Origin of the sequence: Nonomuraea sp. NPDC047529, from assembly GCF_040642995.1 — a bacterium.
Taxonomy (GTDB): Bacteria; Actinomycetota; Actinomycetes; order Streptosporangiales; family Streptosporangiaceae; genus Nonomuraea.
In genome coordinates this window covers 1-10,915 of sequence record NZ_JBEYTJ010000086.1, presented here as the reverse complement: position 1 = coordinate 10,915, position 10,915 = coordinate 1, and the positions used below count along the sequence as shown (strand labels likewise).

Below are 10,915 nucleotides of genomic sequence, written 5' to 3'. Positions count from 1 at the left end.
CCCCCGGCAAACAGCCTCAATCACCGTCAAAGCACACCGGGGTATGCGTATGCAAACGACAGGCAAGCCCCACCCATTCCCCTCATGACCTGGGCGTTCCCGCCCGAGGTCGGCCCTCGGCGGACCGGCCTCGGGCGGCCTCGACGTCAACGGCCCGACCGCTCCCCGGGCGGCGGGCGTTCCGTCGCCGCCCGCGTCCGGAGGCCACCAGCCACTTGCAAGGGGATGCAAGCCCGTTCCCAGTGCCGTCCGAGATCGTTCTGTCCAGCGTCAGCGCGACAGACACGAGGTGAGGAATGGCGACGGCGATCAGCGCGTCCACGCTCAACGGACGCCACCACAAGGCGGCACTCACGGCCTTCATGGCCATCGTGGTGGCCCACTGGGCCGAGCACCTGGTGCAGGCCGTGCAGGTCTACGTCTGGGGGTGGCCGCTGAGCGAGGCCCGGGGGGTGCTCGGCCTGCCGTTCCCGTGGCTGGTGACCTCGGAGTGGATGCACTACGGGTACGCGCTGCTCATGCTGGTGGGCCTGGTCCTGCTGCGCAAGGGGTTCGCCGGCCGTTCGCGCACGTGGTGGAACATCTCCCTCGGCATCCAGGTCTGGCACCACATGGAGCACCTGCTCCTGCTCGTGCAGAAGCTCACCGGGCTCCACCTGCTGGGACGTCCGGTCCCGACCAGCGTCCTGCAGATCTTCCTGCCCCGGATGGAGCTGCACCTGTTCTACAACGCGGTCGTCTTCGCCCCGATGGTGGTGGCGATGCTGCTCCACCGCCGGGCCTCCGAGCACGCCGGGGCCGTCTGCACCTGCGCGGTGGCGCACTAGGCATGGCGGTCACCAGACGACGTCCGAGCGGGTTCACGGTGGCGCTGGCCGTTCTGGGGCTGTTGCTGCTGTTCGTGTCCGTGCCCGAGTTCGGCCCCGTCGTACGGGCCGCGCGCGCCGACGGGGTGGGCGGCGCGTTCACCGCCCGGGAGCTGCGGTGCGTGTCACATCCCGGGCACGAGTCGTGCGTCTGGGCCGGGGACTTCACCTCCGGCGACGGACGGATCCGGCGGCGCGACGTCGAACTGTACGGCAGCGACCGCGGTACCCTGGCGGCCGGGCAGGCCACCCCGGCCGTGGACACGGGCCGCGAGACCCGCGTCTACGGCCCGGACGGCTCGGACGAGTGGCTGTTCACCGCGCCGATCACGCTGGCCGGGCTGGCCGTGCTGACGGTGGCGGCCAGGCGGCTGCGGCGCCCCCGCGCCTGAACCCGCGCCTGAACCCGCGCCTGAACCCGCCGGCTCCCCGGAGCGGGCGATCGCCCGTACGATTCCTCCAGCGTTTTCAGGATCTTGTGAGGTATGTGGTGTTCGGGATCATCCGTCCGTGCGGTGAGCACGGGTGCGCGGCGGTGCGCACGGCGTGGCGGGCACACCTGTGCGGGCTCTGCCTCACCCTGCGCGACGGGCAGGGGCACGCCGCCCGGCTGACCACCAACTACGACACGCTGATCCTCTCGGTGCTCACCGAGGCCCAGCTTCCGTCCTCCGTGCCGCACCGGACGGCCGGGCCGTGCGCGCTGCGCGGGTTCCGCTCCGCCGACGTGGTGGACGCCCGCGGGCGGGGAGCCAGGCTGGCGGCGGGCGTGTCGCTCGTCCTGGCCGCGGGCAAGCTGCGCGACCAGGTGGCCGACCGCGACGCCGCCCCGGGCACGGCCGCGGCCCGCCGCCTGCTGGCGGCCCGCTGGGAGGCGGGCGGCGCCAGGCTGGCCTCCGGCGTCGGCTTCGACACCGCCGTGCTGTCGGCGACGGTCGACCGGCAGCTCGAACGCGAACGCCGGGCCCGCACCGCCCCCGCGGAGGTGCTCGACCTCACCGCGCCCGCGGAGGAGGCGGTGGCGGCGGCCTTCGCCCACACGGCGGTGCTGGCCGGACGGCCGGGCAACGTCGAGGCGCTGGCCGAGGCGGGCAGGTTCTTCGGCCGGATCGCGCACCTCCTCGACGCCGTCGAGGACCAGGCGGCCGACGACGAGCGCGGCGCGTTCAACCCGCTGACCGCCACCGGGACCGGCCGCGAGCAGGCCCGGCGGCTCTGCGACGACGCCGCGCACGGGCTCGCCCTCGCGCTGGCGGACCTGGAGCTGGAGCAGCGGCACCTGGTGGAACGGCTGCTCGGCGCCGAGGTGCGCCGGGCGGTCGAGCGCGCGTTCGCCGCGGCCTCCTACCAGCGGCCCGGCTGGGTCCGCAAGTCGGCGGCGGGCGTGGCGACGTTCCTGACCTGCGGACTCTGGCGGCCGAGGTGGAGCAAGAAGGCGGGACGTCCCTGCTCCGACCGCTGCTACCTGGACGACTGCGGGGGCTGCGACTGCCCCGACTGCGGCGGTTGCTGCGACTGCGAGTGCGGCTGCTGCGACTGCAGCTGCTGAGGTCAGGGGGCCGAGATGTGGAGCACCTCGCCCGCCTTGTGATAGCCGACGCGCGCGTAGACGCGGCCCGCGGCGTCGTCGGCCGGGGTGAGGAACGGCATGGTGACCCCGGCGTCGAGGCCGGCCCTGGTCAGCAGGGCGGTGACGGCCCCGCCGATCCCGCGCCGCCGGTGAGTCTCGCGCACGGCGATGCCGGCGATCTCGGCGACGCCCTCCTGGGGGCCGCCGAGCTGGCCGGCGCCGACGACCTCACCCGTGGCGGCGTCGGTGGCCGCGGCCACCAGGCCGCCGCGGCCGAGGACGCCGCGCAGCCGCGCGACGTCGTGCTCGTTGGCCTCGGGCGCGTCGAAGGCCGCGTTCATCACCCGCGCGACCTGCCACAACCCCGGCTCGTCGGTCACCAGCGCGAGCCGTACGGCGGCGTCGGCGGGCGCCTCGACCAGCGATCCGGCCGGGCACACGAGCAGCGGGAACCGGCCCTCGGCGACGAACCCGGCGGCCAGCAGCGCCTCCTCCACCTCGGGCGCGACCTGCGGCACGTACTCCAGCCGGGGCGTCCTGCCCCGCTCGCGGAAGGTGGCGGCCAGCGCGGCCACCTCCTCGCCGGTGGGCGCGAGGCCGTCGTCGGGGACGGCGTAGTTGAACGGCGGCGCGTCGTCGTGCTCGTCGAAGCGGATCAGGAACGGCCCGGCCCGGTGCGCCCGGGACCCGGCCGCCGCTCGGAGGTACGCGTGCACATGGGCGCCCAGCAAATGAAGTCCTCTCGGTTGACCTGCGATCGTCACAAGGTAGGGCCGCGCCGACCGCCGGACAAACGATTTTCCCACCCGGGACCGCCTTCCGGACGACGACCCCAAGGTCATTGACATCCCCCTGAATCCGACCCTACGTTGGCGAACGTTTCGACCACCGTCCAGGCCGGGTGCAGATGACCTCGTTACGCGACGTCGCCGCGCGGGCGCGGGTGGAGGAGGGCAAGGCGGGCGTTCGACCACCTGACGGACCGGCAGCCCGAGGTGAGCGCCGTGATGGACGCCGCCGCGGATCCGGAACCGCCCCTCACGAGACCGCGGAGTGACCATGTTCCCCACCGACTTCCTCTGGGGCACCGCCACCGCCGCCTACCAGGTCGAGGGCGCCGCCGCCGAGGACGGCCGCACCCCGTCGATCTGGGACGTCTTCTCCCGCACCCCCGGCAAGGTGACCCGCGGCGAGACCGGCGACGTCGCCTGCGACCACTACCACCGCCTGGAGGAGGACCTGGACATCCTGGCGGGGCTGGGCGTGGGCGCCTACCGGTTCTCGATCTCCTGGCCGCGCGTCCAGCCGGGCGGGAGCGGCCCGGCCAACCCGCGCGGGCTCGCCTTCTACGACCGCCTGGTGGACGGCCTGCTGGCCAGGGACATCGCCCCCGTGGCCACGCTCTACCACTGGGACCTGCCGCAGGAGCTGGAGGAGGTGGGCGGCTGGCCGCACCGCGACACCGCCTTCCGCTTCGCCGAGTACGCCCGGCTCATGGGCGAGGCGCTCGGCGACCGCGTGCACACCTGGATCACCCTGAACGAGCCGTGGTGCACGGCCTACCTGGGCTACGCCTCCGGCGTGCACGCCCCCGGCAGGACCGACGCCGCCGCCGCGCTGGCCGCCGTGCACCACCTGAACCTCGGCCATGGGCTGGCCGTGCGCGCCCTGCGCGAGGCGGCCGACCCGGCGGCGCGGATGTCGGTGACGCTCAACCTGCACCACGTGCGCGGGGTGTCCGAGGCCGACGCCGAGGCGGTGCGCCGCGTGGACACCCTGGCCAACCTGGCCTTCCTCGGCCCGATGCTCGACGGGGCCTACCCGCGTTCCCTGTTCGACGACACCGCCGCGGTGACCGACTGGGCGTTCGTGCAGGACGGCGACGAGGCCGCCGCGTGCGCGCCCCTGGACGTGCTGGGCGTCAACTACTACAACCCCGTCCTGGTGCGGCGGCGGGAGGGCGGCGCGGGACGGGAGACGGCCGACGGGCCCGCCGACGGCGTCGCGTCCCCGTGGATCGCCTGCCAGGACGTGGAGTTCGTCCGGCAGCCGGGGCCGTACACGGAGATGGGGTGGAACATCGACGAGACCGGGCTGACCGAGCTGCTGCTGCGGCTGCGCCGCGACCATCCCGGCCTGCCCACGATGATCACCGAGAACGGCGCGGCGTTCCCCGACCCGGTGGAGGCCGATGGCCGGGTCAGTGACGACGACCGGATCGACTACCTGCGCCGGCACATCCGCGCGGTGGCCGAGGCCATGGCGGGCGGCGCGGACGTGCGCGGCTACTTCCTGTGGTCCCTGATGGACAACTTCGAGTGGGCGCACGGCTATGCCAAGCGGTTCGGCGTCGTCCGGGTGGACCGCGGCACGCTGGAGCGCACCTGGAAGGACAGCGCCCACTGGTACCGCGGGGTGATCGCGGCGAACGGCGTCGAGCAGGGTTAGACGGCCAGGCGCAGGACGATGCGCAGGGAGATGTCGGTGAAGGCGGTCACGCGCGTCGCCGGTTCACCAGCGGTCGAGATGCAGGACCTCGTCCAGCGGCTGCCGCGCGGCCGGCTTGAAGGTCTCCCCCGTGAAGTACGCGGTGGGCAGCAGCACGCCCTGGCGGACCTCGGCCGGGATGCCGAGCAGCTCGGCGATCTCGCTCTCGTACTCCAGGTGCAGGGTGGTCCACGCGCTGCCGAGGCCGCGGGCGCGGGCGGCGAGCATGTAGCTCCACGCGGCGGGCAGCAGCGAGCCCCACAGCCCGGCCTGGTTGCCCTCGGGCAGCCGGCCGCCGGGGAGCTCGATCGCGCCGATCACCAGCACCGGGACGTCGCCCATGTGCTCGGCCAGGTAGGCGGCGCTGTCACTGACGCGTTCCTGGGCCGCCGTCCGCGCCGGGTCGTCCCTGAACATCGACCGGGCCGAGCCGCCGGAGGTGGAGTAGGCGTTCCACGAGCGCCGGTAGTAGTCGCCGATCGCCTTGCGGCGGTCGGGGTCGGTGACCACGATCCAGTGCCACCCCTGCCGGTTGCCGCCGCTGGGCGCCTGGAGCGCGACCTCCAGGCACTCGCGGACCAGCGACGCCGGGACCAGGCGGGACAGGTCGAGGCGCCTGCGCACGCTGCGGGTGGTGGTGAGCAGCGTGTCCGGGGCCAGTGGTTCGATCGTCATGGGCCCATCATGTCAACGCGGGCCCCGGGAATCCCGTAGGCCGTACGGTCGCATCGGGACCTGATTTCCGGCGTTCCGGGACGTATGATCACGCCAGCCGAACTCGCCCGACGCAACCGAAGGAGCCACCGTGGCCGACGACGAGCAGGGAACGCCCATCCCGGGCGTGGACACGACCAAGCCCAGCGTCGCCCGCGTCTACGACTACATGCTCGGCGGCAAGGACAACTTCGAGATCGACCGCGAGGTGGCCCAGATGGCGCTCGGGATCGCCCCGGACGCCCCGCAGGCGGCCCGGTCGAACCGGGACTTCCTGGCGCGCGTCGTCCGCGACCTGGCCGTCGAGGCGGGCATCCGCCAGTTCCTGGACATCGGGTCGGGCCTGCCCACGCAGGGCAACGTGCACGAGATCGCCCAGGGGGCCGCGCCGGGCTGCCGGGTCGTCTACGTCGACCACGACCCGATCGTCCTGGTCCACGGCCGGGCGCTGCTGGCCGTGGACGACGGCACCACCGTCATCGAGGCCGACATCCGCCGGCCGGACGACATCCTCGACCACCCCGAGACCAGGCAGCTCATCGACCTCGACGAGCCGGTGGGCCTGCTGCTGTTCGGCATCCTGCACCACCTGTCGGACGAGGAGGACCCGGCTGGCATCGCCCGCCGCCTGGTCGCCCGGCTGGCGCCGGGCAGCCACGTCGCCGTCTCCAGCTTCCACAACCCGATGGAGGAGCGCCCGGAGGTGTCGCGGCAGGCGTTCGAGGCCGAGCGGCTCTTCAACGACACCATGGGCACCGGGCGGTGGCGCACCCGCGAGGAGATCCTCGCCTTCTTCGACGGCCTGGAGCTGCTGGAGCCCGGCCTGGTGCCGCTGGCCGAGTGGCGCCCCGAGCCGGGGTACCGGCCGGATCTGGGGATCACGTATCACACGTTCCTGGGCGGGGTCGGGCGCAAGCCGTGACCGTCAGCAGACGGCCTCCGGCAGGGCGATCGGCACCTGCTGCCGGTCGTCCGGGGTGAACGGGCGGCCGAACACCTCGCACAGCCGCCGCCGCCAGGTGTCCACGTCCAGCCGGAGCAGGTCGGTGGAGTAGCCCGTGACGCTGTCGCCGCCCTTGAGCCGCAGCAGCAGCGCGCCGTCGGGCGAGATCTCCAGGAAGTCCTGGGCCTGGCGGAAGGTGTAGCCCTCCTCGTAGGACACCTGGGTCTCGCCGAGCCCGAAGACGCGGATCTCCTGTTCGCCGAACAGGAACAGCCTGCCCGCGTTCTCCGGCATCATCGACGTCATGCGCTCGCCGCCGCGGATGTTCTCGCCCGCCGAACGCAGCGGGCCGAGCACCTTCCTGAGCGGGTGAGTGAGCCACACCTCGGGCAGCATGCCGTTGCGGAACAGCAGCAGGTGGGTGCCCGCGCGGTCGAGGACGAACCCGCTGACGACGTCGGAGCCCACGGTCAGCCGCCGGTCCTTGACCTCCTCGCCGGTGCGCAGGTCGATCGTGCGCAGGTAGTCGGCGCCCTGCACGGCGATCATCAGGTGGTCCGCGCTCCACGGGCTGACCTGCACCTCCGTCACGACCGTGCCGGGGCCGGCGACGTCGAAGGCGCTCTTGCGGCGGCCGGTGGCCGGATCCCAGCGCTCCAGGCGGCGGCCGGCGAAGGTGAACAGGTCGCCGTCCTTGAAGAAGTACGTGAGCTGCGCGCCCTGCGGCGGCCGGGCGGTGGCGACCTCGGTGACGGGGGTGAGCGAGGGCAGCGCGCGGACGGCGACCTTCGCGGGGCCGACGGCGTCGGCGAGGAGGCGTCCGGACTCGTCCGCGACGGGGTCGCCGTAGGCGTTCAGGCCCTTCGGGCTCTTCGTGCGCGCGACGTCGGCCAGGGTGCGCTGCGGATCGCCGGTCTCCATGAGGCGCAGGCGGGCGCCGCCGTCGACCTGGGCGACCATCCGCTGGCCGCCCTGGAGCAGCGCCGGGTTGCCGACGCGCTGCTCGCCCTCGCGCAGCGCGGTCAGCACCATGGTCTCGGACGACCTGGTGAGCAGCTCCTGCGCGCCCGGGACGCCCACCAGCGCGACCGGGGCGGCGCCCGTCTCGGCGCCGGTCGGGGCGGTCTGGGCGTCGATCCAGGTGCGTGACAGGGTGACGCCCTCGGCCAGGTCGACCAGCTCCCAGCCGGAGGCGCCCTGCTCGGCCACCCGCCGCCCCTCGCGGTCGACGACGAAGGGGCCGCACGGGCGTCCGGCGCTGAAGCCGCCCAGCCGCGCGCCGTCGCTCACCGCGTACCCCGTGTACGTGGCGGTGCGGCCGTCGTCGCTGTTGCGGCAGGTCACGGCGGTGGCGCCGGCGCCGGAGACAGCCAGGCCGTCGGCCGGGCCCAGGGTGCGGACGGTGAGCTCCTGCCACGCCGGGCTGCCCTTGCTGCTGTACACCTTGGCCACGCCCTTCTCCCTGGCGACCAGGGTGGTGGCGTCGGGGCCGAAGCGGACGAGGTCGGCGGGGAGGTCGTACACCCAGGTGCGGGCCGCGCCGGTGGTGCCGAGCGACTGCAGGACGAGCTTCTTCGGGCCGGCGGTCGCGATCCAGCCGTCGTCGCCGTCGGCCCTGATGTCGGCGGCGGGCTCGTCGGCCAGGGCCTGCCGGTCCTGGCGGTCCAGGACGTGGCCCTGGTCCAGCAGCTCGCCGTCGTCGGGGTCGACGCGGTGCCAGACCATGCTGCCGTCTTCGACGGCGTAGGCGACGAGGCCGCCGTCGGCGGAGACGGCCGGATGGCTGGTGCCGCCCCGGTCGGGCAGGTGGGTGGGCCGGTAGCGGCCGTCGGGGCCGCGGGTGAACAGCGTGGCCCGGCCGGCGGCGGAGGCGGTCGTGGCCAGCAGGACGCGGGCGTCGTCGCTGGCGTCGGCCGCGGTGAGCGAGCCGAGCGCGCCCGTGGCCACCCCCTTGGTGTAGCGGTGCTCGACGTAGCGTTGCAGGAGCTGGGTCCTGGCCTCCTGGGTGGGGGCCGCGCGGTAGGCGCCGACCGCGAGCAGCGACGACAGCTCGGGGTCGCGTCCGGCCAGGTCGGCCGAGGCGCCCGCCAGCGCGCGGGAGCGGGCCTCGGCGGCGCGCTGGTCGCCGATGCGGCCCTGGTAGAGCGTCCAGGCGACCAGCGAGACGACGGTCAGCAGCGCCACCCCCGCGCCGGTGATCGCGCCCCGGCGGCGCAGCGTGCGTGCGCGCTGCCGGCGGCGGCCCTGGCGCAGGTAGTCGTGCTCGCCCTCGGTCAGGTCGGCGGGCCGCTCGGCGAGCCAGCGGGCGGCGGCGGCCAGCTCGGGCGGCCCCGGCAGCCGGTCGGGGGCCTGCCCGGCCTGCCGCCAGCGGCGCATGTCCTGGTGGAGCAGGTCGCGCCATTCGAGGAACTTCAGGTCCGCCGCCACGATCCCGGCCAGCCGCGGCCATTCGGCGATCAGCGCCTCGTGGGCCAGCTCGACGGTCTGGCGGCCGTCCTCGCCGGTGTCCATGACGAGCAGCCGCCCGGCCGCCAGGCGGCCGGCCAGCCGCCAGCGCTCCTCCCCCGCCTCCTCGCGGGCGACCCGCCTGCGCAGCGGCGCGTGCGCCCCGGCGGCGACCCGGACGAGCCGGGACAGCAGCTCCTGGCCGGCGGCGGTGTCCTGCTCGGGCACGCACGCCGCCCAGACCTGCTCGGCCTGCGCGGCCAGGGCCCCGCGTACGCCGCGGCACGCCTCGTAGGAGGTGTGGCTGATGCGGCCGCCCTGCTGCTCGTGCCAGAGGCGGTCGAGCAGGAAGCCGATCAGCGGCAGGGCGCCGGGCGCGGTGCCGGCGTCGGCCAGGATGCGGTCGACCAGCCCGGGGTCGTACGTCACGGCGGGGACGGCGTCCAGCGGCGCCTCGACGACCTCCCGGAGCTGGTCGCGGGTCATGGGGGTGAGCCCGTAGGTCTCGCGGCCGAGCGCGCCGCCGAGGGCGGGATGGGACAGGGCGGCGGGCAGGAAGTCGGCCCGCAGCGTGAACAGCACCCGGACGGCCGCGCACGCGCGGGCCGCGGCCAGGACCCGGGCCGCCTCGGCCGCCTGCTCCTCCACGCCGACCAGCAGTTCCTCCGCCTGGTCGACGACGAGCAGCAGCCCGGTGGCGCCGGTGTCGCGCAGCACCTGGGCGACGACGTCGGGCAGCCTGCCGTTCCTCAGCGGCTCGCGCAACGCGTCGGCCCTGGCCAGCGCCTCGGCCCCGGTCAGGCCCGGGTGCGACAGGGCGGCCAGCTCGGCGGCGAGGGCGTCCGGCCAGGAACGCACGGCCGAGGGCCGCAGGACGACGATCTCGCAGCCCTCGCGGCGCATCGCGGGCACGACCCCGGCCAGCGCCAGCGAGGACTTGCCGCAGCCGGACGGGCCGGTGAGCGTGACCTCGGAGTGGGCGCGCAGGAGGCGCTGGATCCGGGCGGTCTCGGCGTCGCGGCCGAAGAAGACCGCGGCGTCGCCCTCGCGGAAGGCCCACAGCCCGCGGAAGGGCGAGGCCGGCCGTACGGTGGCGGCCAGGGCGGGGACGGCGCGGGTGAGCGACCGGGTGGGGATCACGAACGCCTGGCGGGGGCCGCCTGGCTGGGCCGCGACGACCATGCCGACGACGTCGCCGAGCTCGACGTCCCAGACGGGGCTGCCGCTGAAGCCGCTCTCGATCGGCACGCCGCCGGGGTCGTCGGGGGCGCACTGGAGCCAGCCCTGCTGGGTGCCGCCGAGCAGCCGGCCGGTGTGCCAGCCGCCGCCCCGCAGGCCGTGCGGGAACCCGGCCACGGCCACGCGGTGGCCCCACACGCTGCGCGGCTCGGCCATGCGCAGCGGGCGCCCGCCCGGGGGCGCGGCCTCCAGCCGCAGGACGGCGATGTCGCCCGAGCCGTCGTCGGCGGTCTGGACCCAGTGCTCGACGCGGGCCCGCACGGGGGCCGGGTCGTCGGCGAAGGGCAGCTCGACGGTGACCCAGGCGTCGGACGGCGGCGGCCCCTCCGCGCGGCCCAGGGCGCCCGAGACGACGTGCGCGCAGGTCAGCGCCAGGTCAGGCGCGATCAGGAAGCCCGCCCCCGCGACGGCCTCCTCCGGGCCGCGCACGCGCAGGACGGCGAGGTTCAGCGCCTCGTCGGGCCCTCGATCCATCACGTACGGTCACCGCCTCGTCACTCCGGCCGTCCGGGGTGTCAGTATGACGGCTGGGCGGAGGTGGCGTTCGCCGTTCCTTGACATGCGAGAAGGGCGTTCCCCGTGGTCGGGGAACGCCCTTCGTCGTGTACGCGCTGTGCGGGTGTTACTTCTTGACCGACAGGGGGACGGTGC

Annotated in this window: 8 protein-coding genes; 5 read left to right on the top strand and 3 right to left on the bottom strand. The window is 74.8% G+C overall.

Annotated features, from left to right (window positions below; genetic code table 11):
* Positions 1-296 precede the first annotated feature (296 nt).
* The 3 genes from ABZ815_RS52320 (at position 297) to ABZ815_RS52310 (ending at position 2,415) form a co-directional block, all read left to right on the top strand.
* Positions 297-827: a hypothetical protein gene (locus ABZ815_RS52320; protein ID WP_357710953.1), complete on the top strand. Its 531-nt coding sequence runs from the start codon at positions 297-299 to the stop codon at positions 825-827.
* Positions 828-829: 2 nt separating this feature from the next.
* On the top strand, positions 830-1,258 hold the full coding sequence (locus ABZ815_RS52315) for a hypothetical protein (RefSeq protein ID WP_357710950.1): 429 nt from the start codon (positions 830-832) through the stop codon (positions 1,256-1,258).
* An 86-nt stretch (positions 1,259-1,344) separates the two neighbouring features.
* On the top strand, positions 1,345-2,415 hold the full coding sequence (locus ABZ815_RS52310; protein ID WP_357710948.1) for a DUF5685 family protein: 1,071 nt from the start codon (positions 1,345-1,347) through the stop codon (positions 2,413-2,415).
* Between the two features lie 2 nt (positions 2,416-2,417).
* On the opposite strand, the gene ABZ815_RS52305 is transcribed toward ABZ815_RS52310, so the two are convergent.
* On the bottom strand, positions 2,418-3,167 hold the full coding sequence (locus tag ABZ815_RS52305) for a GNAT family N-acetyltransferase (RefSeq protein WP_357710945.1): 750 nt from the start codon (positions 3,165-3,167) through the stop codon (positions 2,418-2,420).
* Positions 3,168-3,495: 328 nt separating this feature from the next.
* Here ABZ815_RS52305 and ABZ815_RS52300 point away from each other — a divergent pair, with 328 nt between their 5' ends.
* Positions 3,496-4,884 (top strand): GH1 family beta-glucosidase, encoded by a 1,389-nt coding sequence (locus ABZ815_RS52300; RefSeq protein ID WP_357710943.1) that lies wholly within the window; start codon positions 3,496-3,498, stop codon positions 4,882-4,884.
* A gap of 63 nt (positions 4,885-4,947) precedes the next feature.
* Here ABZ815_RS52300 and ABZ815_RS52295 read toward each other — a convergent pair whose 3' ends face one another.
* Entirely contained in the window at positions 4,948-5,598 is a 651-nt protein-coding gene (locus tag ABZ815_RS52295) for a nitroreductase family protein (RefSeq protein WP_357710940.1), read from the bottom strand.
* Between the two features lie 130 nt (positions 5,599-5,728).
* Between ABZ815_RS52295 and ABZ815_RS52290 the strand changes: the two genes are divergently transcribed.
* Positions 5,729-6,559, top strand: coding sequence for an SAM-dependent methyltransferase (locus ABZ815_RS52290; protein WP_357710938.1), 831 nt, complete (start codon positions 5,729-5,731; stop codon positions 6,557-6,559).
* 3 nt (positions 6,560-6,562) lie between these two features.
* Here the strand turns inward: ABZ815_RS52290 and ABZ815_RS52285 are convergent, their stop codons facing one another.
* A complete protein-coding gene (locus ABZ815_RS52285) occupies positions 6,563-10,738 on the bottom strand; it encodes a serine protease (RefSeq protein WP_357710955.1) in 4,176 nt (1,391 codons plus the stop codon).
* Positions 10,739-10,915: the final 177 nt, after the last annotated feature.

What these genes read in the sequence shown, in the direction of transcription:
- ABZ815_RS52320 (WP_357710953.1), top strand. Translation starts at nt 297, where the DNA reads ATGGCGACGGCGATCAGCGCGTCCACGCTCAACGGACGCCACCACAAG.
- ABZ815_RS52315 (WP_357710950.1), top strand. Translation starts at nt 830, where the DNA reads ATGGCGGTCACCAGACGACGTCCGAGCGGGTTCACGGTGGCGCTGGCC.
- ABZ815_RS52300 (WP_357710943.1), top strand. Translation starts at nt 3,496, where the DNA reads ATGTTCCCCACCGACTTCCTCTGGGGCACCGCCACCGCCGCCTACCAG.
- ABZ815_RS52295 (WP_357710940.1), bottom strand. Translation starts at nt 5,598, where the DNA reads ATGACGATCGAACCACTGGCCCCGGACACGCTGCTCACCACCACCCGC.
- ABZ815_RS52285 (WP_357710955.1), bottom strand. Translation starts at nt 10,738, where the DNA reads ATGGATCGAGGGCCCGACGAGGCGCTGAACCTCGCCGTCCTGCGCGTG.